The 24,810-nt window shown below is 51.3% G+C and carries 24 protein-coding genes and 1 pseudogene; 7 read left to right on the forward strand and 18 right to left on the reverse strand.

The features are described from left to right. The 13 genes from AADW22_RS18770 to AADW22_RS18830 all read right to left on the reverse strand — a co-directional run. A partial coding sequence (locus tag AADW22_RS18770) for a glycosyltransferase family 4 protein (protein ID WP_407474953.1) occupies nt 1-973 on the reverse strand: 973 nt, incomplete at its 3' end. Next, entirely contained in the window at nt 970-2,238 is a 1,269-nt protein-coding gene (locus AADW22_RS18775) for a glycosyltransferase (protein WP_407474954.1), read from the reverse strand. The genes AADW22_RS18770 and AADW22_RS18775, both read right to left, overlap by 4 nt. 318 nt (nt 2,239-2,556) lie before the next feature. After that, the gene (locus AADW22_RS18780) at nt 2,557-3,693 is read right to left on the reverse strand and encodes a glycosyltransferase (protein WP_407474955.1); all 1,137 of its coding nucleotides are present in this window, start codon (nt 3,691-3,693) and stop codon (nt 2,557-2,559) included. 81 nt (nt 3,694-3,774) lie between these two features. Further along, on the reverse strand, nt 3,775-4,611 hold the full coding sequence (locus tag AADW22_RS18785) for a capsular polysaccharide synthesis protein (protein ID WP_407474956.1): 837 nt from the start codon (nt 4,609-4,611) through the stop codon (nt 3,775-3,777). A 24-nt stretch (nt 4,612-4,635) separates the two neighbouring features. After that, nucleotides 4,636-5,610 (reverse strand): glycosyltransferase family 2 protein, encoded by a 975-nt coding sequence (locus AADW22_RS18790; RefSeq protein WP_407474957.1) that lies wholly within the window; start codon nt 5,608-5,610, stop codon nt 4,636-4,638. After that, on the reverse strand, nt 5,610-7,106 hold the full coding sequence (locus AADW22_RS18795; RefSeq protein ID WP_407474958.1) for an O-antigen translocase: 1,497 nt from the start codon (nt 7,104-7,106) through the stop codon (nt 5,610-5,612). The genes AADW22_RS18790 and AADW22_RS18795 overlap by 1 nt, the downstream gene beginning before the upstream one ends. After that, entirely contained in the window at nt 7,099-7,998 is a 900-nt protein-coding gene (locus AADW22_RS18800) for a hypothetical protein (protein ID WP_407474959.1), read from the reverse strand. The genes AADW22_RS18795 and AADW22_RS18800 overlap by 8 nt, the downstream gene beginning before the upstream one ends. After that, nucleotides 7,995-9,098, reverse strand: coding sequence for a DegT/DnrJ/EryC1/StrS family aminotransferase (locus AADW22_RS18805; RefSeq protein WP_407474960.1), 1,104 nt, complete (start codon nt 9,096-9,098; stop codon nt 7,995-7,997). Before AADW22_RS18805 ends, AADW22_RS18800 begins: the two co-directional genes overlap by 4 nt. Further along, complete coding sequence (locus AADW22_RS18810) at nt 9,095-9,517, reverse strand: sugar 3,4-ketoisomerase (protein WP_407474961.1); 423 nt, start codon at nt 9,515-9,517, stop codon at nt 9,095-9,097. Before AADW22_RS18810 ends, AADW22_RS18805 begins: the two co-directional genes overlap by 4 nt. Further along, nucleotides 9,514-10,278: an acyltransferase gene (locus AADW22_RS18815; protein WP_407474962.1), complete on the reverse strand. Its 765-nt coding sequence runs from the start codon at nt 10,276-10,278 to the stop codon at nt 9,514-9,516. Before AADW22_RS18815 ends, AADW22_RS18810 begins: the two co-directional genes overlap by 4 nt. A gap of 19 nt (nt 10,279-10,297) precedes the next feature. After that, nucleotides 10,298-11,560: a Vi polysaccharide biosynthesis UDP-N-acetylglucosamine C-6 dehydrogenase TviB gene (tviB, locus tag AADW22_RS18820; protein ID WP_407474963.1), complete on the reverse strand. Its 1,263-nt coding sequence runs from the start codon at nt 11,558-11,560 to the stop codon at nt 10,298-10,300. An 8-nt stretch (nt 11,561-11,568) separates the two neighbouring features. Continuing rightward, nucleotides 11,569-12,579, reverse strand: coding sequence for a GDP-mannose 4,6-dehydratase (locus AADW22_RS18825; protein WP_407474964.1), 1,011 nt, complete (start codon nt 12,577-12,579; stop codon nt 11,569-11,571). Nucleotides 12,580-12,602: 23 nt separating this feature from the next. Continuing rightward, a complete protein-coding gene (locus tag AADW22_RS18830) occupies nt 12,603-12,971 on the reverse strand; it encodes a MarR family EPS-associated transcriptional regulator (protein WP_407474965.1) in 369 nt (122 codons plus the stop codon). Nucleotides 12,972-13,382: 411 nt separating this feature from the next. Here AADW22_RS18830 and AADW22_RS18835 point away from each other — a divergent pair, with 411 nt between their 5' ends. Further along, the gene (locus tag AADW22_RS18835; protein WP_407474966.1) at nt 13,383-13,895 is read left to right on the forward strand and encodes a transcription termination/antitermination protein NusG; all 513 of its coding nucleotides are present in this window, start codon (nt 13,383-13,385) and stop codon (nt 13,893-13,895) included. 12 nt (nt 13,896-13,907) lie between these two features. Here the strand turns inward: AADW22_RS18835 and AADW22_RS18840 are convergent, their stop codons facing one another. Both AADW22_RS18840 and AADW22_RS18845 read right to left on the reverse strand, forming a co-directional pair. Continuing rightward, nucleotides 13,908-14,690 carry a YdcF family protein gene (locus AADW22_RS18840; RefSeq protein WP_407474967.1) on the reverse strand — a complete coding sequence of 261 codons (783 nt, stop codon included), beginning with the start codon at nt 14,688-14,690 and terminating at the stop codon, nt 13,908-13,910. 5 nt (nt 14,691-14,695) lie between these two features. Further along, nucleotides 14,696-15,808: a glycosyltransferase family 4 protein gene (locus tag AADW22_RS18845; protein ID WP_407474968.1), complete on the reverse strand. Its 1,113-nt coding sequence runs from the start codon at nt 15,806-15,808 to the stop codon at nt 14,696-14,698. Between the two features lie 439 nt (nt 15,809-16,247). Here AADW22_RS18845 and AADW22_RS18850 point away from each other — a divergent pair, with 439 nt between their 5' ends. Further along, the gene (locus tag AADW22_RS18850; RefSeq protein WP_407474969.1) at nt 16,248-16,928 is read left to right on the forward strand and encodes an outer membrane protein; all 681 of its coding nucleotides are present in this window, start codon (nt 16,248-16,250) and stop codon (nt 16,926-16,928) included. Between the two features lie 212 nt (nt 16,929-17,140). On the opposite strand, the gene AADW22_RS18855 is transcribed toward AADW22_RS18850, so the two are convergent. Then, complete coding sequence (locus AADW22_RS18855) at nt 17,141-18,226, reverse strand: tyrosine-type recombinase/integrase (RefSeq protein ID WP_407474970.1); 1,086 nt, start codon at nt 18,224-18,226, stop codon at nt 17,141-17,143. 471 nt (nt 18,227-18,697) lie between these two features. Here AADW22_RS18855 and AADW22_RS18860 point away from each other — a divergent pair, with 471 nt between their 5' ends. Both AADW22_RS18860 and xrtE read left to right on the forward strand, forming a co-directional pair. Next, nucleotides 18,698-19,477 carry a sterol desaturase family protein gene (locus tag AADW22_RS18860; RefSeq protein WP_407474971.1) on the forward strand — a complete coding sequence of 260 codons (780 nt, stop codon included), beginning with the start codon at nt 18,698-18,700 and terminating at the stop codon, nt 19,475-19,477. 22 nt (nt 19,478-19,499) lie between these two features. Next, on the forward strand, nt 19,500-21,149 hold the full coding sequence (gene xrtE, locus AADW22_RS18865; RefSeq protein ID WP_407474972.1) for an exosortase E/protease, VPEID-CTERM system: 1,650 nt from the start codon (nt 19,500-19,502) through the stop codon (nt 21,147-21,149). A gap of 518 nt (nt 21,150-21,667) precedes the next feature. Here the strand turns inward: xrtE and AADW22_RS18870 are convergent. Both AADW22_RS18870 and AADW22_RS18875 read right to left on the reverse strand, forming a co-directional pair. Then, nucleotides 21,668-22,291 (reverse strand): SMC-Scp complex subunit ScpB, encoded by a 624-nt coding sequence (locus tag AADW22_RS18870; protein WP_407474973.1) that lies wholly within the window; start codon nt 22,289-22,291, stop codon nt 21,668-21,670. Nucleotides 22,292-22,293: 2 nt separating this feature from the next. Next, a complete protein-coding gene (locus AADW22_RS18875) occupies nt 22,294-23,178 on the reverse strand; it encodes a DUF1403 family protein (protein ID WP_407474974.1) in 885 nt (294 codons plus the stop codon). A gap of 303 nt (nt 23,179-23,481) precedes the next feature. Between AADW22_RS18875 and AADW22_RS18880 the strand changes: the two genes are divergently transcribed. The 3 genes and pseudogenes from AADW22_RS18880 to AADW22_RS18890 all read left to right on the forward strand — a co-directional run. Next, the gene (locus tag AADW22_RS18880; RefSeq protein ID WP_407474975.1) at nt 23,482-23,976 is read left to right on the forward strand and encodes a transposase; all 495 of its coding nucleotides are present in this window, start codon (nt 23,482-23,484) and stop codon (nt 23,974-23,976) included. 95 nt (nt 23,977-24,071) lie between these two features. Next, nucleotides 24,072-24,464 (forward strand): IS66-like element accessory protein TnpA, encoded by a 393-nt coding sequence (gene tnpA, locus AADW22_RS18885; RefSeq protein WP_407474976.1) that lies wholly within the window; start codon nt 24,072-24,074, stop codon nt 24,462-24,464. Next, nucleotides 24,442-24,801, forward strand: a pseudogene (locus AADW22_RS18890) (IS30 family transposase); the annotation flags it as partial. The gene tnpA and the pseudogene AADW22_RS18890, both read left to right, overlap by 23 nt. Between the last annotated feature and the right edge of the window lie 9 nt (nt 24,802-24,810).

Raw genomic sequence — 24,810 nt, forward strand, 5'->3', positions numbered from 1 at the left:
CATTGACATCGTCTATTGGGATCATCAGCCCGGTATCGCCGTCTGCTATTATTTCGACGGGGCCACCACTACGGGTAGCGATGACAGGTAAACCATAGGCGCTTGCCTCCAGCACCGTGCGAGAGAAGGATTCGGAACGCGAAAGGTTCAACGATGCGAAGGCACCGGCGAGAACAGAACGAGTATCGTAGGCAAACTCGCCGAATGTTACAGCATGGGATATACCAAGAGAAGCAGCTTGCACCTCTAGTCCGCGACGATAGGCACGATTGCGGGAAAGCCCCATATCCCCACCGTGAAAATGAAGTCTAGCTTGTGGGACATCGGTTAATAGTCGGGCAAAGGCGGTAATCGCCACATCCTGCCCTTTCCCGTCTATGTAATTCCCTAAAAAAATAAAATTCCGAGAATGTGAATCTCGTGGTGACGGAGTTGAGAGGTATTCAGCGCTAATGGGGTCATAAAGTAGGTCCGACTTTATACTATCTGGCAGCAGATCCTGTATGTATTGTGAAACAGCCACAATTTTGTTCGAAAGCCGTGCCGCTATAGCCAGCCAAACTTGTCCCATCCGTCCGAAGGCTCCGGGATTAATGCGAACCCAAGTAATAATCGGCCCATGATGACGGAGTAAACGCAGAAGCAGGCCCTGAGTAAGATAAAAATCGTTGACTAAAATGATAGCGCTCGGTTCACATGCTGTGAGTTGGCGTAGATGCCACGTGGCTTGGACTAGGCGAGGAAGATAAAACGCCGCATCTGTCAGTCTGCGTCGAAGTGGACGGATCGGGATATAGTGCACAGCGGCAAATTCTGTCAGCTCGATAGAAGGAATGGAGGCGGTATCGGATAATATAAGCTCAACATCAGCAATCTCGCTCAGCGCGCGGGCCATATCACGCGCTGATATGAAGGCACCAGTTACGGCGACCGATCCATCTAAGACGAAAACTTTTGGTAGTTTTTTGTTCATCGCGGCATCGCTTCCCGACCCATTTCTTCCGCGAGTTTCAACCATATTGGTCCAGTGTATTCTATATCATAACGCGCGATTGAAGCTAACCGTTCAGGACGAGTCCGGCGCAACTTGAAGTTTGGGCTAATTGCTCGTTTAATTTCGCGGGCCCAAATTTCTATTGCGTCTAGGGAATCTGGTAAGGGCATCAACGTGCCATTGGAGAGTGCAAGAGGCAGCGCGAGCGTGTCGCCGCCTTCAGGCAAAGTACCGTCTGAAAGAATTGATCGTGGCCCCCAAGGGCAATCGGCCGCCAATACCGGAATGCCTGCTGCTAGTGCTTCAATAAGTGCATTAGGTAAACCCTCAAAGCGTGAGGGAAGTACGAAAACGCGCCCTAACTGCAATAAGTGTATGGGGTTTTTCTGCATACCAGGCATGATTATGTCTGCTGTTGCTCCTTTATCAGAGATGCTAAGGCCAAGCTCTGATGCCCTTGAGCGCAGGCGGTCTTCTTCAGCCCCCTCGCCAATCAGCAAAAGCCGGGCGGCCGGGCGCTGTGCACGGACCTCGGAAAATGCCGACAAAAGAACATCATAGCCTTTCTGAATGTGTAACCTACCAAAGGCGACTATTGTCTCGCAATCGGCGAGAGGCCGTAAGTCTAAAGCAACCGGTAGTTCGGCAGCATCGACTAACGCATTCGCATGTACCGTTCCTTCTATCGCGACAACACGTGATGCAATCCAAGGATTGGCAGTTACTAACTCATGGGCTAAGCCCTCCGAAGCCGCGACTACACAGCCAGCGCGTTTATATATTAGTGGGTCTAAAAAACGTGTCCACATAAAGCGCTGGCTCGGGCTCATGCCGATATCATGCTGCTTTGAACCGCGTTCGGAAACGATGGTCTGAGCTCTCACTCCTGTTAGTGCATTCAGTAGATTCATTCCCGAAAGAAAGCTGATTGCTATGTCATTCTGCCGCTTAAGTGATCGAAGATGGCGCAGCATCCGCCACCAGCGTCGCGTTTTGCCGAGAATACCTTTAACTGCACCCAAACCATAATCCAGTTGCAGAACCTTCAAGTCAGTCCATGCGGTTGCGGAATCTAAGGGCTCGCCATACGGTCGGTCCATCACAGCGATAGTCACATCAGCGTCCTTTGCAAGATGATGGGCCAAACGAAGGAAAGCCCCTTCTGCACCACCAAAACCAAGCTGCGGAATGAGCATCAGGATACGTAGACGAGATGATCCGGAGGAAGGTGTCTTACTGCGCATAATGTTGGGCCGAAGCATTCAAATTTTGTGTGCAGTATACAAGACAGAAATTTCGGTAAACCGCATGGCTCTTGCGGGAATTGAGGGTCTGTGTATGACCTATGCCAAGTTCTCTAGAGCCGCTCTTAACTTTTAAATAACCTGTACAGCCGAACACTTTGAAGATCTTCAGGACTAATTTTGTAGGCTTCCAAAATAGAGTAGGAATAGCGAGTGGAAAGGCGTTTGCGCGGAGTGGATACCTATGGCGGTTATGGATCGACTTATAAGGCATAGTTGCTGCATCTTCCTAAATTTTTCAGTTTCACAAAGTTGCAGCTAAAACAATGCACGGTAGCGTGCTGCTACATAGCTAGGTTGGTTTTCTTTCAGAGGAATGGACCCCGGCGGCATGCGGGGTATGGTAGCGGCAACCTCTGTCATCGCTGCGGCAATATCTTCAACTCGGCCTGATCGTACTAGTTGGCCAGGCCGAGTTGGTGTCAAAATTTCTTCGGGTCCAAAATCGCACAAGCGAGCAACTATAGGTAAACCTGCGCTATAGGCTTCGATTAAAACCAGCGGATAGCCTTCCCAAAGCGAGGTGGAGACATATACATCCGCCGCCTGCAATATCTGTTCAGGCGCAGGCAGAAAGCCAGGCATATGCACTCTGCCTTTCAGGCACTTTTCCTCAATTAGCGAAGTCAAATCTGTACGGAGAGGACCCTCGCCAAGAATAATCAGAGAACCTCGTTCTTGTGCAGAGAAAGCACGAATTAGATCGTCAAAGCCCTTCTGAGGTACCATTCGGCCCACTGATATAAAAACGGGGCGTTCCAATTTATCAAACCAAGAAGCTGTGTCGGCAGACATGGGCGCAGAGACAGAAAAACGCTCGTCAACTGGATTAGGAATACCATGCACTAGATCTGGATCGAGTTTAAATAGCGACGCAGCTTGTTTCGCTACGCCGAGCGAACAACCCACAACTGCGGCTGCGCGACGATAAAGAAACCCTGTTTCAAGTGTAAGAAGTAATGCTCGTCGCCGTGGCATGGCGGCCACCTGCTGATTACGAAGGAAATCGTTGTGCTCGACGACGACGACTGGCGCACGAATGATACCGAGCATAGCTGCACGTAGCATCATACGATTCATTCCTGTCATGTGCGACAAGATCCCTGCAATATGGCGCCCCGCTAACTTTTGACGTAATCGCCACAGGAAGGGGATAACCTTTCGTGGCGAAGACGGGAGCCCAATCTCAATAACCTCTAAGTCAGGTGGAAGACGATCAGCATACGGCCCAGACCGGGAACCTACGAGTAACACTGGCCGAGCATGATCCCCGGGCCAAGCACGTGCTAAATCTAAAGCAACTCGCTCGGCTCCGCCTCCACCTAAGGTTTCTATAGCGATTAATATTTGGGGATCGGTTTCCATTGCCGTTTTCGACCTTGTACGAAGAAACATTTGTACTTTCTAATTTTCGGAAAAAATAAAGATAAAGATGGGTGCAATTTCAACCTAACCAAACAAAATTAACACGATATCTTATATTCCCAAAGAAGCGCTCTGCTTTTTTCGGCCATACTGATCCAGTAAGTCTAGAATTCCGCCTTCCGTCCACTCTACTACATATCGTTTAAGTGTAAGTTTTTGAACAGGGCACCCTGCTTCTAGAAAGTCTCGTACGGATTCAACACTAGGTGGCTGTCCACTATTTGTAACTTCTTGCAGATAATGAGGCGATTCTCCGTAAGACATTGCAATTCTATTAAATTCGTTTTTGCAATCAGTGTCGCTTGAGATTAGATATCCCATAAGATAGTTTTGAAAAAAATAAGGCGCTGCTTTAAGAAAACGTCGCCATAGCCATGATCTCCAAATGACGTAGTTTGTACGCCCTGCAGATTTCTCAATCAGATGATAAATTCTCCAAATTCCGCGCAGTTCAAAGTAATGTCGGAAACCACCGAATCGGCATATAAAGTCTGACATTTGTTTGTCCATTGATGAGACAAGCACACTAGTATCGTGCGCGGCAATGAACCAACTATAAATCAACTCGACATTATCAGTGCGAAACATAAATATTGCAGAGTTTTGGAGTTCGGCCGGCAACCAGTCATCAAGTGATTTGTTGCAATAGAGGGTAGCGTCAGCCCAGACGCCACCATACTTTTTTAAGAGGCGCCAGCGTAGAACATCCGCGAAAGCTTGAATTGTGATGCGCGGATTACGGTTGCGCACATCCTGCATGTTGACCCAGTCGGCCAGCGAATCTTCGTCCAAAACTCGTACTGTCCAGCCGGGGTTTCTACGTTGCCAGCTTTCGATGCAAATACGCACTAAAAGAGGTGCTTCAGCAAGGCCGCTGTGCCAATACATCCAAATAATCTTTGGAGCCACCATTTAACGCCCTACCCGCTTTAGGATCGGGGAATAAAAGTCTGTTAATCTCTTTATGCGAAGGATAAAAGCCGATGGCATCCCAATAAAATTAGCGAAAATCTTCCGCAGAAACTTCCCTTGGCGTGAACTGTTTTTGTTTGCGACCGTAACTTTTTGATAACCAATGTACAGTGCCAAAAGCGCGCCAAACTCGGATAACATGCCCAGTCTTTTATTTGCTCTGGCAGTCCTTAGGTTTTCACGCAAATGTGTAACGATAGGCTTTAAAGCTTTACTGCGTAGCCAGCGTCTTTTAACTTCTAATTGTCCAGTTTCACCTGGAGTACGATAACGAACTAGTCTTCCTTTGTGAAATGCTACACGACCAAGAAGAGCAGCTCTAGTTGGTAGAACTCTATCCTCCATCTCGATACATTCTGGGACGAAAGCGGGCCAAGTAAAACACTTTCGCCTATAAGAGTAAGTTGCTCCGCATCCCACCCCCCCAACATTGTTCATATGGTGCAGTAGTGTGTACTCACGCACAGCCTGCTGACGTTGTTTTCTAAAGGGAGCAAAAGGCTCAGACATTGGGAAGAAGTCTGAACATACAGCATAGGTTTCAGGCCATCTATTATAGATCGTGAGATGTTCTGCTGTGCGCTCAGGCAAAGAAATATCATCGCCTGCCGCCATTACAATAATATCGCCTTGTGCTAGGCTCACGACATCGTTGATATGTCCCATAAGTCGGCGGTTTTCACAGCTTTGCCGAACTTGCACTTTATGTGGCCCCTCATACTCGGCTGCCATCTCCTGCATGATTTTGAAGGTCCCGTCGTTAGAGCAATCGTCGGACAGGATGATCTCCAGCGGTTCATAAGTCTGTGAGAACGCTCCCTTAATCGCTTCGCGGATATAATTCTCTTGGTTGTACGAGAAGAGCGCGAACGTAACCAGTTGACGCTCGGATATGAATTTCAGGTTTGCTGTCATCAAGTGCTCCGAATTGGCCAGCCAATGGCGGCATAAATGCGAGCGAAGCGGGCGGCGATGCGCCCTTCTGGCCCCATTTTGATCAGTACGACCCGTAGGCCAAATAGTCCGGTTGCCAGCGCCAAGCAAATCGATGTAAGAGCCGCTGCCTCAGGGGTGGCCCGCGCCAGTGCCAGAAGAGCCAAGGCTAGTATAATGTGCAGTGCGAGCAACAAAAGTGACAGAGGCTGCCATCTAAAGCCCTGAAATGTGTAAGCAAGAACGTTGATTAAACCGAAGTGCAAGCAGTACGCGATTAGGAATGCTGGGCCAGCAACGGACAGACCGAAAGGCTCAAGACCAAACCAAAGTATTAGTGTGAATAGAACGTTGAAGTTAATTTGGATTAAAAGAAAAATACCTCCACGTGCCGCTGCGACAAATGCAAATCCTAGCGCCCAACTTGCAAGCTTGAACACATTTCCTACCGTCTGCCATTGCAGCAATTCCGCAGCAGGTGCAAACTCGGGCGAATACAATAACGCTAAGACCCATGGTGCCAGCCCAATTAGTAGTAGTAGAACTGGCCCACCGATCGCTAGCCCTAATTGTGCCTGATCATTCATCAGCTGGGTGGCGGCGGGACGATCACTGATGACCTCGGTCAAGCGAGGGTAATAATCGGCCGCCATCGCGCCTAAAAGGAACCCAACATAAGTCATTGTGAGGCCCCAAGCCGCAGAAAACTGGCCAGTGGCCTCCACCCCTAGCTCCTGCGTAATGTACCCTCGCACGAATAGCAGGGTAGCCGTAGTGGCAAGCCCGCCCAGCATGAAAGTCGCGCCAAGTTTGGCCATGGGTTTCCACAAGATCCAAATTTGAGCCGCGCTAGGATAACCCGCTGTGGGCTTTGGCAAATTTCTGGTATAATATTTCGCGATTACGATTGTTGAAAGCGGCTGAACGACTACGAACCAAACCAACCCTGCCTCTCCATAGAGCCATACAGCCCACAATCCTGCAATAGCACCAGCTAAGGCCGCTAGAACCGAGACGCGGCCTAGATCACCGACCCGACGCATCCCTTGTAGCAGTGTCGTTTGGGCCGTTCCGAGCAGAGTTAGTAATATGGCAAGGCCGACCAGCCCTACTTCGGTGGCGAAAGATTGATCGCCGAACAGCCATTCAGATAATTGGTCGCGAAGTAACCAGACCCCGATCATGGCAATAAGACCCTGCACCAGATGGGCTGCCATCAACACTTGTCTGATACGGCTCAGTTGTAGCTCTGCCCCTCTAGAGTTGGCAATTTGACGCACGCCGCTCGACCCTATTCCGAGGCCGGCAGCTGTCCCGACGGCATTCAACAAGCTATTGTAGATGCCAAGCAACCCAATGCCGGAGGGCCCTAACAAAACCGCTAGTACTTTCATCCGTATAATAGAGATTAAGATATTTACAGCTTGAGCGCTGCCAATAATCAACATTGATTTTATAAGGCCGCGCGTTTCAGACATCTTCGTTCAAAGTTTTTCGTTTCATTTTCTGATACCCGTCTCCAAATTTTTTAGCAATATCCTTTGGAACCTTAAGCTTGTGAACGCTAGCTCGCTGAAGCATCATTCCGTCAATTAACGATACAAAACGGGAATATCCTGGCCAATACCTTATTTTAAAAGTGCTAAGCGTTTGCTTCACAGGACCAAAGCCACCCAACCTTTTTAAAGAAACACCTGGCAAATATCTGTCTGTTGAAACGTTTCCGGCTTTTCCACTATTGTGTTTTTCAACACTTAAGGTGGATCCAATATATCTATTCTCCCCGGTGAGCTTTCCAATATCCACGTTCCCAGCGGCTAGCTCATCAAAATCGACTAGTATTACGTCCTTGAAACCGACGTTTTCGAGTACAGACAATAATCTTTCGTAGTCATAACATGTCGCTCTATGATCGCGGCAAAACTTTGGAAAATTCAACTGTAGGTGAATTGGGAGAGAGGAGAATATCTCCTGAAAATACGACGGCAATGAAAGTATTGGGTCCCTTATCGTTATCACTATTTCGCAAGGTAAGTCACCCAATATTGCCTTGAGGGATTCTAATTTTCTTTCTATAGACGCATGGTCCTGATGCACTAAAAACATCTCTTCCGAAACAAATACTGTCTTTCCAGCATTAACTAGATTAGATAATTCTTGAGTAATTTCTAGCTTTTCAACAGAGGAGTAATCTCTACTATTTTCACAAAATTTGTGCAACTTATGACTCAAGCTGCCTTCGCTCAATTCACGGGGCTGAAATGTTCCGACATATACAAAATCTTCCAAAGTAACTGAGCTGAGAGCAATCTGCATTGAAGTAGTTGCTGTTTTTGGGGGGCCTATATGACATATGATCTTTCCTCTCATAGACTTGCCCCCAGTGTGATTTGGTTGTTGACGATGGTAATATCATTCGGCAGCATCTGTGGCCCTATTGGCAGACTTAACACCTCATCCGCCAACTGACTGGCAAGAGGAAAGTCAGCATCGGCCATCCCCAAGCTTTTGTAAGCGTCCTGCATATGCGCCGGGATCGGATAATGGATTAATGTACCAATGCCAGCCTCTTCAAGGTGCTTTTGCAATGCATCCCGTTCAGGGCTTCGAACAACATAGAGATGCCACACGGGGTCCGCCCAGTCTGGGACACGTGGCAGGATCAGCCCGCTGTCTTTCAGGTTTTCGCTATAGGCCCCCGCGATCATCCGGCGGCGGTCAGTCCATTCGTCGAGATGTTTGAGCTTCACACGCAGCACTGCCGCCTGGATTGGATCAAGGCGCGAGTTTACACCCTGTACCTCATTCACGTATTTGACCCGGCTGCCGTAGTTGCGCAGCACTTGAACCTTGTCCGCCAGATCGGCGCGGTTGGTGGTAATGGCACCTCCATCGCCCAAGGCTCCAAGGTTTTTTCCAGGATAGAAGCTCCAGCAAACGATGTCCCCATGCCCGCCAATACGTTTATTCTTATAAAGAGCGCCATGCGCCTGCGCCGCATCCTCGACCACTGCGATATTCTGTTTGCGGGCAAGTTTTAAGATCGGATCCATGTCGGCAGGCTGGCCATACAGGTGGACCGGCAACAGAACCTTGGTCCGCGGTGTAATCGCTGCGGATATCCGATCAGGATCGATGTTATGGGTGGCGGGATCGGGCTCAACTGGCACCGGCGTAGCACCAACAGCGGAAACGGCCAGCCAAGTCGCGATGTAGGTGTTGGACGGAACGATCACCTCGTCTCCCGGACCCACGGCAAGTGCGCGTAAAGCAAGGATAAGTGCATCCAGCCCATTGGCCAGTCCCACCGCATGATTGGATTCGCAGTATTCGGCCCATTCCGCTTCAAACGCTTCGACTTCTGGGCCCAGTATATACCAGCCGCTATCTAACACCCGCGAGATTGCTGTATCGATTTCAGACTTCAATTCACGATAGGATGCACCAAGGTCGAGGAAAGGTACTTTCATTTTATACCTTCATTCACAGCAACGATAAATTCATCATAATTCCGATAGTAATCAGCTTCATCGTAAGGGTGTGAAGCTAGAACCATGCAAACGACACCTTGACTAAAGCTATCCATCTCACGCCAAATCAAGCGATTAATGTAGAGACCTTTGCGCGGATCGCGCAGCCAATATTCGGTCTTGTTCGTTCCATCATCTATCTTCATGCGGAAGCTGCCGGAAAGTGCGAAAACCACTTGTTCCAGATCCCGGTGTGCATGACCGCCTCGCTCGGCATCGACCGGAACGTTGTAAAGGTAATATACACGAGCAATATTGAAGGGCACATGGATATTACCCTCTACAAAGGTCAAGTCCCCACGTGGATCGCGCACCTGCGGAAGCTGAATTTGCCTTACCACCCCATTAATCGATCTCATATTCGCACGCCTTCTTCGGGAAATTCTTTTTTCCATTCAGCAACAATATTTTTTGGATAACCTCGCTGAAAATGACGGCGCCAAGGGTAAACAGGATCTCCACTGTTCTTGAACCGAATCTTTGAGGTCCTACCAATATTTCGACCAGGTACTCCAACACAAATCGTGTCTTCCGGCACGTCTTCCCGAACCAGTGTCATTGCCCCAACCAATGCTCCTCGCCCAATCTTCTTACCGGGCAGAACCGTTGACATTGTAGCGATAATTGCAAAATCACCGACGGTGCATCCTTCAAGAATTTCACTAGGCGGATGAGGGTCATTCGTAAGTACAACGTATGGAAATATCCAAATAAAACTGCCTAGAGTACTTCTTTGGCCAATGTGAACATTGCTGTGCAATCGGACATGATTACCTATCTTACAGTGCCCCTGCAGATCGCTCAATGTTCCAACCTGAAAACCATCGCCAGCAACTATCCCTTCACGAAGCGTAACGCGATGTCCTGTCTTCAGCTCGCTTCCAAAAGTGCTATTTTGATAAATAATACTACCCGAACGAATGATCGCTTCAGCACCAATACGAACTGTCCCGGAAGAAAGCATCCCGGATTCAACTCCAATTTCGCAATGTGAACCAATTTGACAACCTGCACCAATATCTGCCATTTCTCCAATTATCGAAAAAGGCCCAATAACGGTGTTATCGCCTATCTTTGCTCCTGGCATCACTATTGCCGTCGGGTGAATATTTACCGTCATATTTTTCCCTCTTTTAAGCTCACAATCTCAGGTCGCTTTCATGCGTATCAAGTACATTCTTTAAGTCGTAAAGAATGTGATTATCTTTGCCGAAACCGCGCATCTCATTGGCTCCCATAACTTTGAATTGGTCATGCGCAACGGCCAGAACGATCCCGTCGTAGTAGTCACATTGCGGAGATTCTACGAGGTTCACTCCATATTCCTCGTGCGCCTCGTCTGCGTTCGTCCAAGGATCATGCACATCCACGTGCACGCCGTAATCCTGCAATTCATGCACAACGTCGACAACACGCGTATTTCGTAGGTCAGGACAGTTCTCCTTGAAGGTAAGCCCTAGGACCAGCACTCGCGCACCATTGACCTGAATACGCCGCTTCAACATAGCCTTCACCAGTTGCCCGGAAACATATGCCCCCATGCCATCATTGATACGTCGCCCTGCAAGGATCACTTGAGGGTGATACCCTATCGCCTCGGCCCTATGGGTCAGGTAATAGGGGTCCACGCCAATGCAATGGCCGCCGACCAGCCCCGGGCGGAACGGCAGAAAGTTCCACTTCGTACCTGCGGCCTTCAGCACGGCCTCGGTGTCGATGCCCATCTTATTGAAGATGATGGCCAGCTCGTTGACCAGAGCGATGTTCAGATCCCGCTGCGTGTTTTCAATCACCTTCGCAGCTTCTGCGACACGGATGCTTTCAGCTTTGTACGTGCCTGCTGTGATAATTCTGGCATAAAGCTGATCCACTTTCTCGGCGATGTCGGGTGTGGATCCGGACGTTACCTTACGGATATCTGGCAAGCGGTGCGTCTTGTCTCCGGGATTGATCCGTTCAGGAGAATATCCCGTAAAAAAGTCTTCGTTAAAGGTCAAGCCTGAGACGCGCTCCAGCACGGGCACACAGTCTTCTTCTGTGGCACCGGGATATACGGTGGATTCGTAGATTACGATGTCGCCGTGTTTCAGAACTTTGCCCAAGGTTTCTGACGCTTTAATCAGCGGCGTCAGGTCTGGGCGCTTGTGCGCATCGATCGGGGTTGGAACGGTAACGATGTAGATTTGCGCGTTCGCCAGGTCTGCAGAATTTGTCGTGAATGAAAGGTGTGAAGCCTCGCGAAGCTCTCCCTCAGAAGCCTCCAGCGTATCGTCACGACCTTCGCGCAATGCATTAATGCGGCTTTGGTTGATGTCAAAGCCGATCACTGGGCGAATTTTACCAAACTCTATGGCAAGCGGAAGGCCAACATAGCCAAGCCCGATGACTGCTATTTTTTGCATTTCCGAACTCATTTCCCTGAATACTCCCTGTACCACTCGACAAACCGTGCGATGCCATCCCGGAAATCTGTCTGAGGGCGATAGCCCGTGAGTGTTTTCAGAAGCTCCGCATTGGCCCAAGTCGCGGGCACATCGCCGGTTTGCATGCCCATATAGTTCCGCTGGGCTTTTTGACCGAGACAGTCTTCAATCGCGTTTACAAAATCTAGCAACCGTACTTTGTCGGAGTTACCGATATTGACCACACGGTACGGAGCCACCGGGGAAAGGCTGTCGCCTTCTGCCACAACGCCATCCTCTGGCCGCTTTGGTACTGCGTCGATCAACAAGCGGATCGCGCGGACAAGATCATCAACATAGGTGAAGTCACGGTACATATCGCCGTGGTTATAGATGTCGATCGGCCGCCCATCCAGCATTGCATCTACGAACTTATAAAGCGCCAGATCTGGCCGACCCCATGGGCCATAGACGGTAAAGAACCGGAACATTGTGGTGGGTAGATCGTGTATATGAGCATAGGAATGCCCCATGCTCTCGGTGGCCTTCTTTGTCGCCGCATAGATGGTCAGCTGCGTATCAGCCTTTTCAGTCTCGATGAAAGGCATCTCTTCGTTAGCACCGTAAACTGACGAGGTCGACGCCATCATCAAATGCTTGACCTTTAAGCGCCGCGCCGCCTCCATCACATTGAAGGTACCGATCACATTGCTATCGAGGTAGGCGCGCGGGTTCTCCAGGCTGTAACGAACGCCAGCCTGCGCGGCCAGATGGACAATGACATCCGGAGCGAATTCATCAGCGACGCGGTCGAACAAAGCCTGATCCTCAAGCATCCCTTCCGTCGCGGCAAAATTTGGGCTTTGAAGCAGCATCTGGTGACGGCGCTGTTTGAGAGCCACATCGTAGTAATCCGTCATCCCGTCAAAACCGTGGACAATAAAGCCTTCAGCGAGCAGGAGCTTGGCCAGATGGAAGCCGATAAAACCAGCGGTGCCGGTGATTAAAATGCGTTTCATTAAAATATCTTTTCGGTTTGCTATTATTGTCGAGATCCGGATGCCATATCGGCCCCCAAATTCACTTCGGTTTGAAGCGTCTCTATTTCCTTTTTAAGCGCTTCGTATTCTTCCATCTTCCGCTTGAGAAATCGTGATGTAAGCGCAGCTTTTTCAGTCAGGCCCTTTGGCGTCAGGATATAGGCATAGCGGCGCTTGTCGTTCGCAGCCGAGAAATTTCCGAGCTTAACCATACCTTTTTCCACTAAGGCATTCAGACAGTAATGCACACCGCCAACACTTATCCCGACCGCGGCCGCAATATCCCGTTGGGACATTTCGGGGTTTTCCTGCAGCAAGCGCAGAACGCGAAAACGCAAGTCCTCTTGTGCTTCGCTGCGCTGCCCCACCATCAGATAGCACTCTTTTCGCAGGCTGCCGCACAAGAAGTGCCGGCGGCTCTTCTTGTGCTTACTGTAATCTGAATAAGATGCTCTAATTTAGGCATAATCGTTCAACTTTGAGCGGTAGCATGATGCTGTCTTTACGAAAAGCTAGAACTGTTCAAACAATGTTATTTATTTGCGACACTCAATGGAAACTGGTTGGGTTGGAGTGCCTTATACACGCGCATCACAAGCGTAAAACGCTTCGGGCAACATACGCTTTGAGCAAGCCGCGAATGAACGGCAACACATGAACAAGTCCGGAAGAGAATATCCGCGTCTCCTCAACCCACAGTAGGGGGCGTATACATAAGTTCGGGGTTGAAGACGGGCGCGATCAAAGGCACGGTCGTTCAAAGTTGAGCAAGCAGGGCCCCTATGAGAGATCACAAGAGCGGAACAACTTGGTTTCTGGCCCAATTCAAACCCAACAGCCATAAAATTGCCTACCGCAATCTGGTTCAGCAGGGCTTCGAGACGTTTTTACCCCTACATGAAGAGACCACACGCGTCCGTGGCAAGTTCACTGTCAGGAAGCGCCCGCTGTTTCCAGGCTATCTGTTTGTGGCTTTTGATGTGAAGCAAGGGCATTGGCGTGCGGTGAATTCCACCTATGGCATCACACGGATTGTTAGTCTCAGCAATAAGCCGACCCCAGTTCCCTTTGGCCTAGTCAGCCAGTTGATGCTGCGCTGCGATCAAGGCGACGAACTTCTGTCGCCAAAATGCCTGCAGCCGGGCGATCAGGTCGCGATAACGACAGGCCCGTTTGCGGATGTAATCACCACTATCGAAACCATAGAGCCAGATCGCCGCGTTTGGGTGTTGCTGGATATCATGGGCAGGCAAACCAGAGCTGCCCTAAAATCGGATCAGCTACGCGCAGTATAGTGTAGCAACCCTTCATCGCCTGCTAAGCCGGTACGCAAGCTGTCCCACGCGCTCACGAATTGCAGTGTTTAGCACAGCTAGATTCTGAATTAGGTTCCAGCCGATGCCGTCCCCGAACCTTGATGTGCGATAGTCGACAGGCCAAGCCACAAGACAATCCCAGCCTGCGGCTTCAAAGCTACGCATGGCGCGCGGCGTGTGAAACGCGCTGGTGATCAGAACCCAAGTTTCATCCGGGGCAGGCCTCGCAAGCTTCAAACTAAGTCGGGCGTTTTCCGCAGTGTTGCGCGATCGCCCCTCCAGAAGCAGGCGTTCAGGCAATATGCCTTGTTCAAGAAAAAATCGCTCGGCAATAGCAGCCTCCGAGGTGGTGGCACCGGCCGCGTTCCGAAGTGCGCCGCTCCCCCCTGTAAAGAGAACCTGTGCCTCGGGGAACCGACGCGCGAGAGCCAGCGCAGCCGTGTAGCGCTCCGCGCCTTCGTTGAGCTGCACTTGGCTCCAAAAGGCACTGGCACGGGCGTTTTCACCACCACCGAGCACAATGATGCCATCGACTGCATCAAGGTTAGGATTAGCCGGATAGCGGCGCTCGATGGGCTGCAAAAGAAGATCTCCGAGCGGCAGGGCGCTCAGCGCGATCAGCAGCGCCAATGAGATGCTGCTGATCCAGAGCGCCATACGCCTGCGTTGAAAGATCAATGCAAGTACGATGCCCGCCAAGGCGATGACAATCCAGGTATCCGGCCGTAAGAGTGCGCCAACCAGTTTCGATACAATGAAAAAGACGGTGTCCACTAAGATCAGCCTTGCCCGTGGCCGGCGAGGGCCTGACGATAGGCTGTGACAACCAACGCCTGGTCAAATTCGCGCTCCATCTTAAGACGCCCGGCTTGTCCCATCTCGGCCCTGGCTTGCGGCGAGAGCGCCAGAAACCGCTCCATCGCCGCAGCGAGACTATCAGCATTTCGCACTGCGCACAGAAAACCCGACACATCGTGATCGACCACAGCACGGCAACCAGGCACGTCGGTTGCGATGAGCGGTCGAGCCATGGCAGCCGCCTCGATCAGCGTGCGCGGTGCGCCCTCGCGGTACGAGGGCAGCACGACACAGGAGGCGGCAGCGATCGCCGGGCGCACATCGCTGGTCGTGCCAAGATATTCGACCACCCCTTCGGCCACCCACCCCTCGACGGTCGCGGTGTCGATCGCGGTACGGTTTTCCGAACCGGCTGCGCCCAGTAGCTGGAACCGCGCATTCGGATGTCGCGCCTTGATCTGTCGTGCCGCCGCGACGAATTCGATTACACCCTTGTCCCGCAAAAGACGCGCAATCATTAAAAACACAGGCGGCGCGTCCGCTGAAGGCAGCTCTGCCGAAGCGAAGCGCGCTAGGTCGATGCCGGACCCCGGCAGCAGTCGCGCCTGATCCATGCGCACTAGCTTGCGGTCAAGAAACAGATCTCGGTCATCTTCATTCTGGAAGAACACGATCGGCAGTTTAGCAAAGGCGCGGCGATAAAGCTGTTCAGCAACGGTCTGCAAGAAACCGCCAGATAGAAAGGCAGTGCCCAGGCCTGTCACATTTGGAATAAATGGCACACCGGCCGCGCGTGCAGCCCTTGCCCCAAAAATGTTATTCTTGATCGTAAAGCTCAGTACGGCGTCCGGTTGTTCCTCGCGAAAAATCCGCTTCAGCCTGCGCTGCAGTTTTAGATCCTCAATCGGGTTCAGCCCTTTAACGCTCATTTCAAGTGACCGGAAACGACAGCCGATCCGTTCAAGTTCGGCTACCGTGTCATCGGGTGGCGCTAGAACCGTAATTTGATGCCCATCAGCCGACAGGGCTTCAACAAGCGGTCTTCGAAAATTCCAGATATTCCAAGCGGCATTCACCGTCATCAAAATGTGCATGTAGATGCCTTTTAGAGAGCTGTTTGATTTACGTGAACGCTACTACTCACAGGAGCTGTACTGCGGCAAAAATTTAACTTCAGGCCACCAAATCTTGCGCAAGCGTTGCAGATTTAAGTCTTTTTACGATCTATTTTTTGGTAAGCCGCTAAGCGCTCTTGCGCAACACCCTTCCCAAGGCTGGCACGCCTGCGGGGGCAGCAGCACTGTAACACACTGTGCCTGACTGAGTGTTCCGCTACAATATCTCGGTATCCTCCCATAAAAAACAAACAATAAGAGCGTTCTAGCGTAGTATTCAGATCCGAACAGCTCGCAAAAGATGCACAATTATCACATGCAGCCAACATACATTAAATCAACCATAAGGTGTCCTTGCGAAGCGCCCGATAAACTGAAAATTAACACTGGTTAACGATAATCCTTAAAGGAATTCCAAATGAAGACTTCTATCTACGGAGCTGCGCTAGCTGTGCTTATTTCGAGCCCAGTACTGGCGGGTGATCTGGTCGCCCCAGTGACGGAACAACCCGTAATTGCCGCTGAGCAGCCTGTTTTTCAAACATGGACTGGTGGCTACATCGGTGGCAACATTAGCTACGGTTTTGGGTCGCTTGATGCGAACGATGACTTGGCTTCGCTTTTGACCACCAACGGATTTAGCGACAATCTCTCCGAGCCCAACGGTGTATCCGGTGCACTGCGCGCAGGCTACGATTGGCAGTTCGGCCGCGGGCTGTTCGGTCTCGGGGCTGAGTATAATTTCGGATCATACGACGGTGACGGCGAAGGCATTTTGGCAGGTTCCGGCGTAGACGTCGAAATCCAAGATATGGCGACCATCTTTGCGCGTGGTGGTTATCTTGTGAAAGATAACTTCCTTGCATACGGCTTGTTGGGCTACAGCCAAGCTGAGGGCGAAGTTTCCCTTGGTGGAGATCGCGACTCCGAGGATCTCGATGGCGTGACAATCGGTTTCGGCGGTGAATACATGTTCACCGAAAACTGGACCGGGTACGCAGAGTATAGCTACACAGACTTTGGTGATGTCGATAACACTGACGGCCAGCTAGAAGCTAATCTTCAGCAAATCAAGTTCGGTGTAAACTACCGCTTCTAAACTTTAGACTTCCAGAATCCCAAGTTTGAGCTGCTACCTAGATAAACTGGGTAGCAGTTTTTTTTATATCCGGTGGCTATTGAGCATTCCCACCGCAACGACTTCAGCCGGACGGGCTTTAGGCTTTTGCTCTAGACGTTGAAACATTCGCTGCGCATCAGTTAGGGTGGATGCTTTTATGGTCTCCCTTATAAAAAGGCATACTTGTCACCTTAAAGCCCAGCTGCCTTGGTCATATTAACCCGAAACCGGTCACGCCGTCGCTGGTAGCGCCGTGTCATCTCGGCAGAGGCATGACCGAGATGCTTTTGCACATAACGCTCGTCGACTGCGGCGCTGGAGGCGAGGCCGGCACGCAGACTGTGACCCGAATAGAGGGCCACACGTTCTGCATCAGGCAAGTCGCTACGTAGGCCAGCAGCAAGAACTGTTTGTTTGATCAGCCGTACCACATGCCTATCGGACAAGCGCGCATCAAGAGCGCGGGTGCCATCACGCGTGGTGCGTACAAAGATCGGGCCAAAGTTGATGCGCGCAAAGTGCAACCATTGTTCGATAGCGTGCACAGGACAGGTTTGATTGGTTGATCCCCGGCCAATCTCGACCTCTCGCCAGCCTGTCTTGCCACGCAAAAACAGCACTGCACCCGCATCTTCTATCTGGATCCAGCCGCCGCTGTCAGGAGTGTCGTCGCGAGCAACATCCAGACTAACAATCTCGGAGCGACGCAAGCCACCCGCATAACCGATCAGCAATATCGCCCGATCGCGCAGCCCTCGTAGATCGAAAGGTAAGGTTGCAGTCATGGCCAAGATATCCTCGGCGAGCACCGCTTCCTTTTGGACGGGCGGACGGCCGTGCTTACGGCGGATGCCTGCGAGGACACTCGCGATGTGGCGGTTCTTCCGATCAAGCACAAATCCCCTTTGTTGATACTGCCACCCCAGCCCGGAAAGGCGACGCTCAATTGTGGATACAGATAAGGCAGGCGCTTTCGTGTCGGGCGCTGCACAATTTGCAATGTAGAGCCCGATCAACTCAGGGCTAGGAGGCAACGGATCCGCACCTCGCCGACGGCACCACCGCGTAAAGTGAGCCCAATCCGCCTTGTAGGCTGCATTGGTGTTTTCAGCCGTCGCCTGACGGGCATAATCACGCGCGGTATCGACCAAACGATCAAGAGTGCCTGAAGATGCTACATCGTCAGGGATATGTATTTTAGTGTTGTCGCGACCATTGAGTGCCTGGGCCTCGTCTGAAAGCGCCGCACCGGCAGAAGGATGGGGCTTTTCTATCATGAGAGTACCCGACTGTTTACAATGCCCTACTGATAACACCTTTTCATAGATCTGTCAGTCAGGCGCTCGATTGCATTAACCATCACGCACAGCCTTAAGTCTTGACACACTTACAAATCTACAGCTTGCTACCTTAAGCAGATTATTTTTCGCCAATAGACTTTATTTTCATAAGCCACTGAAAAAAAGGAACAGTGAACATGCCTTTAGCTCACAACCACAAAAAGACCTTCTTAGTAACAAGCCTAGTAGGGACTAGCTGGTCAACATCAGTAGTTGCTGGAATTATGCCCGCTCCTAGTAACGTTCCTGAAGTTTCAACGGCCGGTGCTCTGGCTGCTATCATCGTCGTGGTTGGCTTGGCGGTGCTGATTTACGAGCGGCGCAAATCCCGATCATAATCACGTTGAACATGTCACCGATAAGGTTTCATGATCTTTGTGGTTCGGTTTTTCCGTTATGAAGAGCCTTATGGATTTTGTCGCGCCGTTTGAATTCCTAGTGCCCATTTTTTTGGTCGGTGGTTTGGCCACTTACCTGGAGTGGCAGTTCCCCAGGAGACGGGTTCTTGTATCTCCAGGGCGTTGGTTAGCCTCAGTAATGCTTTTGCTATGCTCAACCTTGCTAGGAGTTCTAATTCTTCCCGTAGCGGGCTACGCCGTCGCGAGACTATCGGAAAGCGTAGGGAGCGGCTTATTAAATATTGGGGACTTTCCCATCTGGTTGAATGCTGCTTTGACCATCTTAGCCTTAGACTTCATTGCCTTTCTCATGCATTGGCTCTTGCATCGCTATCATGGCCTCTGGCGGATCCACCGGGTTCACCATTCCGACAATATCGTCTCGGCGAGCACCAGCTTTTTGCACCACCCCTTCGAAGCTCTGATGGTCCAGGCAATCGGGCTTTTCCTCACGCCGATACTGGGGCTTCAAGCGGAAGGGCTTCTTATTTTCACTGGTATACAGTTTACCATCAATATTTGGCATCACTCAAACATTGCTTCATTTCGAGGGCAGTACTGGCTAGGTTTTGTGATCTTCACGCCAGAAGAGCACCGCGTGCATCACAGTGCAGAAAAACGGCACTATAACCGCAATCTGGGTCTAATTTTCACCATATGGGATCGGATATTCGGCACCTACATCAAAGAGAAGGATCTTGATCGATCCATCCGGTACGGGCTTGACCCTCAGGAATGGGATTACCCAGATACGATCACATCTTTGATCATCGATCCTTTTCGAAAGTAAGCTTTACCCGCAAAGGGGTCGTATGGAGACCTACGCATCTAATTTTGAAGACCGCTCCCACAGAGTTCATAGAATTTGGTTTATTCTTGTTCTTGTTATCGGCGAACTTGCGTTTCTGATCTGGGCATTCAAATTTGACCTCAGCGGGCTTGTCGTCCCAGCGAATGACTCTCTGTGCTATCTTTTTGGGGAAAATGAAAAGGCCTGTGTAGAACTGCGGTTCTTCATATCCAGCCTAAGGCTTGTGCCTTTGGTGTTCTTTATTTTTCTTGTCACTAGGGCCGGACGAACGCTAGCCTTACCCGCGTTCAATTTAATGATTAAAAACAAAGGCCGATGGCATGGGCTAACACTCAACGTCTTCGGCGTGGCCTTAATAATTGCACCAAATTTCTGGTCTGCGTTAAGTGGCCAAGACAGACTATCCCCGTTGTGGCTCGTTATACTCGCAGCTGGTACAGTATTCGTGATTTTGGGCTTTGTTTTGTGGCGTGCTCCTCTAAAGGATTGGCGCGATGCCGGAGCTGTTCATCTTGGGTTTGCTTTATTCACAATAGGCCTGCTGCTGCCCTATCTTGCACTCAAAATGGGTATGCAGGCCTGGTCAATGGATGCATTGCAACACGCAACTTTCGCATCGTCAGCGTGGATGCTTGAAAGCCTTGGATATCATACGGTTTTCGACGCCTCGAGATCCTATCTGGGCATCAACAAGTTTGCCGTGATTGTTGGCCACCCCTGCGCCGGTGTATGGGGTATCCTTTTATCATGCAGCGCTATTTTCACATTCGGATTATTAATGCGCAAACAACTGCGCTTAGACCGCATTATACTCATCCTACCGCTTGTTGCCCTCATTAGTTGGATTTTCAACGTAGCGCGTATTGTAATCCTTGTGCTGATTGGGGCCAACATCTCTCCCGAGCTCGCTGTTGAGGGCTTCCACAACTATGCGGGGTGGGTCAGCTTCATGGCGATTGTTGGCCTTATCATATTTACGCTAGATCGCTTGCCATGGATGCAGATTAGCACTCAACCAAAGGCACCAACTCTTAAGTTTACCGATGATCCCGCAGTTGCCCGCCTTCTTCCCTTCTTACTTTGGCTCAGCGGTTCGCTAGCTATCGCCACCATCTATACCAACCCTGTCTATGGCTATCCGTGGAAAGTCTTGATTTCCGGCGGCGCACTTTTGATGGTGGCACGAACCTTGCCCCCCATCCGTCTCACAGTAGACCTTGCTGCAGTATTTTTCGGGTTCCTAATTGCCGCCGTCTGGATCCCGGTTATGAGTGCCGCTGTGCCTTCGGAAAGCTTGAAAAACCTCTGGGAAACACCGTGGGAGTTTGCTGCTTGGACTTGGCTTTTTATACGCCTTGCTGGAACAGCTTTGCTTGTTCCCGTGATAGAAGAGCTCTTTTTTCGTGATTACTTGCAAACCCGCATCGCAGGTCTCTCTGGTAGATACGGTTCGGTTATTGCAGCCGTGCTTGTATCAGGGTTGTTTGCAGCTCTGCACCAAGTCTTCTGGCTCGCCTTCCTATCAGGGCTGGTGCTTACCTTTATCGCCCTACGACGCGGACGCATTTGGGATGCTATCCTATGCCATGGTGTCGCAAACTTAATAATTGGCATCTATGCAATATGGACGGACAACCTGGCTCTAATTTGAGATGTAAGCGAGCTCTGAATTGACTTTGAGTGCAGATGCAATTGATCAGCAGAAAACACTTCAAATCAGCCTTTCAGAACCAAACTGTGGGACTGCAATGGCCACAGCCGCTTGCCCTTTCTGTTCTTACATCTCGCTAGTGTCAGTTGAGCCGCTTCGGCTGCCAACCGATCTAACATTCGTGAATATATGAAGTTGATGCCTTCATAGCTTTGAGAAAGCTCGCGAAAGCCGATCAGTCGAAAACTGGCGAGCATGCCATTCGCCATCGATTATAAGTTTCACAGCCCAACAAGCCAAAATGTCAGGTTTTTGACCTTTATTTGAAGTCTATAGAATGTCCATTTTCTATGAAAATGACCATCATACGACGATACAAATTGGAACTAAGTGATTGTTTTCATATAATATGCTTAAAGTAACCCCTCCCCATAAGGCAGCGGCCCCTACGGTAAGGGCTTACAGTCATTAAATTGCTGTGCAATCGCGAATACTCCGTCCCGTATTGGGTAAAATGCCTAGGGGCTACTTATTGGTCTGCATCGCAAATCAAAAATAGCCCCTCCCGAATCCTGCAGTTGTTCTTTGTCCGGTAAGTCTCGGAGGGTCTCAAACCCAAAAGCCACCAGAAACTTCTCAGTTGTCACAAAGGTATAGGGCGCGCCGCGGCGGGGGCTGCGGGGGCCCGTGGCAATGAGCTCTTGTGCGTTCAGCCGCCTGATGAGACTGCGACTGATCTCTTGGCCAAAGATGTCCTTCAACCCGTCCCGTGAGATCGGCTGATGGTAGGCAACAGCCCCTAGAACTGCGACATCAAACGCGTCTAAGTTTAACTCTTGCTCACCTATATCCGCCGCTGCGCGGATCGCAGGTGCGTAGGCGGCACGCGTGCGGAACATCCAGCCGCCGGCCACCTGGGTGATCTCGAAGGCCCGGCCTTCAATATCCGTGGCAAGGTCCTCGACCAGCAGATCGACCGAGGCCCCTTGACCCACCACGCGGGCGAGGTCTTCGCGCGGCACAGGCGAGGCGGAAGCAAACAGCACAGCCTCGATTCGGCGCATCCATTCGCGCCACCGCAGTTCCGGCGGCAGGTCGGACAATTCGCGGTCCAGCTCGTGTGCGGATCTGTCCTTGGCCATGCTTAAACCCCGTAGAGCCGAAAAGTGTCGCGCCCCGTAAGTTCGCGCACGGCACCTAGGTCAACCAGCCGGTCGCAGAGCCGCCGCGCGGCGCGATCCGGCAAAGGCAAGGCCGAAGGTGCCATTGCGTCGCGGGTCAGGAACATCTCGACCGCGTCGCCCGCGCCCTTGGCCCGCAGCTTTGGCGAGACCGCTTTCAGCTGCTCTGCCCGACGCGCTAGCTCGGCGGCCTGCCGCACAGCTTTGATCGTCGATGAGATAAGCGCCCTATGACATGCCGAGCGAAGGCCATCGCCTTGCTTGCGCAGGTCGGCGCGTTTCAGGCCGGCGGCCAGAAGAGGCACGAGATGATCCCAGCCAAGCGCCTTTGCCAGCGCTGCATCCGCAAGGATAAGCGCAGCCTCCTCTGCACGTGGCACCTCGCGCAAAACAGCTTCCAGCACCATCCCGGCGCGATTGACCGGCCCGCCCTTCCCCGCATCGAACCACGCGGCAATCTGGCCCGGCTCGAAGGTTGGCAAGGCTCGGCTCAAAGTCTTGATCGACACCGGCCGCTCCACCGCGCGCCGCCAAGCAAGGTAGGTTTCTCCCGCCGGCCCAGGCAGATCGCCCGGGCGCAGCAAGTGCACCGCATCGCGCAGCTCCCCTGCCCGCTCTGGCCGCCCAGAGAACGCGACACAAGCCTCCGCTGCCCGCAGCGCCAAGCGGTCCCGCAGCAAGGCATGGGGGACTTCCTCGCGGCTCAACACAAGGTGCAGATGAGACAGCGCTGCACCCGAAAAAAGCGCAATATCTTCAAGTATTTCTGGTCGCGCTGAGGTGATCCACTCGGGCATCCGCGGTAGCGTATCAAGGGTGCTGATGTGATCTGTCCGGGCAAATGTCATGCTTGGAGCCTACATCGCGACGGCGCTTTTTGCCAGAAAATAGCGCAATAACCGCCTCACTTTGGCGCTCTCATTCATGTCCAATAAGTTTTGATTATCAGATATAAAAAGTATACGTCTGATTCTTGACGTCGCCACCATAAGCTGCACCGCAAAACGCCCCTTAGCATTCATTATCGCACCGCTGAGCTAGAACTAATTGTTTGGGCCCTATCCGTGGGTAATCCCCCCTATAATTAGTGGTGATGGATTCAGGCGGTCACTGCAACACAGTATGAACCTTTGCATTTAAGGACTGTGTTGATGACTAAGCCGCTGCCGATGGACGAACAAAAGAAATCAGTGATTTGGCGCGAGTGGGAACGCGGAACGCCAATGGCAAATATCGCTCGCGTTATTAACAAGCCACCTGCTACCGTTTTCTCGTATCTCCAGTATCATGGTGGCATTAGACCGCGTCGCCGATTTAGGCGCACTGATGCGCTGAGTTTAGAAGAGCGTGAGGAGATTTCGCGTGGCATATCGCATGGATATAGCATTCAATTTATCGCCAGTATTTTGTGCCGCAGTCCTTCAACTGTAAGCCGGGAGATCAACAAAAACGGCGGAAGGAATCTGTATCGTGCGATCATTGCAGATAAATTTGCCTGGTACCGTGGGCAGCGCCCAAAGCCGTTCTTATTAGGCGAAAACGCAATGCTGAGAGATCTCGTTGATGCCAAGCTTTGTGAAGACTGGTCCCCTGAGCAGATCGCGGGATGGCTCAAGCTGACGTATCCGGACACAAAAGGAATGTAACCGCGCCATTGACACCGCCTGCCTGAGGTTGGCGCTTTGATCTAAGACACGTGTTTAATGACGTCACTAATGACGTCTCTTAAACGGGGTGTGTGATGCGGGGCGAAATTCTCGGGGCTGAGCGGCGGCGTTTTTGGCATGACGACGACAAGCTGGAGATTGTCATGTCGGTTGGCGTCGACGGGGCGAGCGTGACCCAGGTAGCGCAGCGTCATGGGATTAGGCGGCAACAGATTTATGCGTGGCGGCATGACCTGAAGAAGAAAGGGCTTTGGTCGCCTGACGGCGGCGCTCTTTTCTATCCAATGGATATCCCGTTTCAGGTTGCGGTTCCTGCGCCGCAGTTGCCTGTCCCAAAAGTGCCTCCGCCGAGTGCAGTTGAATTGCGCTTTCGAGGTGGGCGCAGTTTGCACTTTGAGAGTACGCTGGATCCTGTCGCACTGGCGGCGCTGATCCGCGCGGTGGAAGGTCGATGGCAAGAAGACTGATACCGTCGTCCCTGCTTTGGCCCGTCAAATGACCAAACTACCAAGGCAACTGAAGCAAAGCCTTACTTGGGACCGGGGGACCGAATTAGCTTCTCATCAGAAGTTCACTGTTGCGACTGACATTGACGTCTACTTCTGCGATCCAAGCAGTCCATGGCAACGAGGAACAAATGAAAACACCAATGGCCTGCTGCGCCAATACTTCCCGAAAGGGTCCTGCCTTTCCAACTACTCTCAGGAACAGTTGGATGAGGTCGCAAACCAACTCAACAATCGGCCACGGAAAACCTTAGGATTCCTCACACCAGCGTGTAAGTTAGAGCAGGTGTTGCAGTGACCGCCTGAA

Source organism: Sulfitobacter sp. PM12, from assembly GCF_045586035.1.
In the GTDB taxonomy this organism is placed as follows: Bacteria; Pseudomonadota; Alphaproteobacteria; order Rhodobacterales; family Rhodobacteraceae; genus Sulfitobacter; species Sulfitobacter pontiacus.

Coding starts and splice junctions, on each gene's coding strand:
- AADW22_RS18800 (WP_407474959.1), bottom strand. CDS start 7,998: ATGAGAGGAAAGATCATATGTCATATAGGCCCCCCAAAAACAGCAACT.
- AADW22_RS18805 (WP_407474960.1), bottom strand. CDS start 9,098: ATGAAAGTACCTTTCCTCGACCTTGGTGCATCCTATCGTGAATTGAAG.
- AADW22_RS18875 (WP_407474974.1), bottom strand. CDS start 23,178: ATGACATTTGCCCGGACAGATCACATCAGCACCCTTGATACGCTACCG.
- tviB (WP_407474963.1), bottom strand. CDS start 11,560: ATGCAAAAAATAGCAGTCATCGGGCTTGGCTATGTTGGCCTTCCGCTT.
- AADW22_RS18830 (WP_407474965.1), bottom strand. CDS start 12,971: ATGGTGGGGCAGCGCAGCGAAGCACAAGAGGACTTGCGTTTTCGCGTT.
- AADW22_RS18790 (WP_407474957.1), bottom strand. CDS start 5,610: ATGACAGCAAACCTGAAATTCATATCCGAGCGTCAACTGGTTACGTTC.
- AADW22_RS18850 (WP_407474969.1), top strand. CDS start 16,248: ATGAAGACTTCTATCTACGGAGCTGCGCTAGCTGTGCTTATTTCGAGC.
- AADW22_RS18780 (WP_407474955.1), bottom strand. CDS start 3,693: ATGTTTCTTCGTACAAGGTCGAAAACGGCAATGGAAACCGATCCCCAA.
- AADW22_RS18860 (WP_407474971.1), top strand. CDS start 18,698: ATGGATTTTGTCGCGCCGTTTGAATTCCTAGTGCCCATTTTTTTGGTC.
- AADW22_RS18775 (WP_407474954.1), bottom strand. CDS start 2,238: ATGCGCAGTAAGACACCTTCCTCCGGATCATCTCGTCTACGTATCCTG.
- AADW22_RS18785 (WP_407474956.1), bottom strand. CDS start 4,611: ATGTATTGGCACAGCGGCCTTGCTGAAGCACCTCTTTTAGTGCGTATT.
- AADW22_RS18825 (WP_407474964.1), bottom strand. CDS start 12,579: ATGAAACGCATTTTAATCACCGGCACCGCTGGTTTTATCGGCTTCCAT.
- tnpA (WP_407474976.1), top strand. CDS start 24,072: ATGCGGGGCGAAATTCTCGGGGCTGAGCGGCGGCGTTTTTGGCATGAC.
- AADW22_RS18815 (WP_407474962.1), bottom strand. CDS start 10,278: ATGACGGTAAATATTCACCCGACGGCAATAGTGATGCCAGGAGCAAAG.
- xrtE (WP_407474972.1), top strand. CDS start 19,500: ATGGAGACCTACGCATCTAATTTTGAAGACCGCTCCCACAGAGTTCAT.
- AADW22_RS18835 (WP_407474966.1), top strand. CDS start 13,383: ATGAGAGATCACAAGAGCGGAACAACTTGGTTTCTGGCCCAATTCAAA.
- AADW22_RS18845 (WP_407474968.1), bottom strand. CDS start 15,808: ATGCACATTTTGATGACGGTGAATGCCGCTTGGAATATCTGGAATTTT.
- AADW22_RS18880 (WP_407474975.1), top strand. CDS start 23,482: ATGACTAAGCCGCTGCCGATGGACGAACAAAAGAAATCAGTGATTTGG.
- AADW22_RS18870 (WP_407474973.1), bottom strand. CDS start 22,291: ATGGCCAAGGACAGATCCGCACACGAGCTGGACCGCGAATTGTCCGAC.
- AADW22_RS18795 (WP_407474958.1), bottom strand. CDS start 7,106: ATGTCTGAAACGCGCGGCCTTATAAAATCAATGTTGATTATTGGCAGC.
- AADW22_RS18810 (WP_407474961.1), bottom strand. CDS start 9,517: ATGAGATCGATTAATGGGGTGGTAAGGCAAATTCAGCTTCCGCAGGTG.
- AADW22_RS18855 (WP_407474970.1), bottom strand. CDS start 18,226: ATGATAGAAAAGCCCCATCCTTCTGCCGGTGCGGCGCTTTCAGACGAG.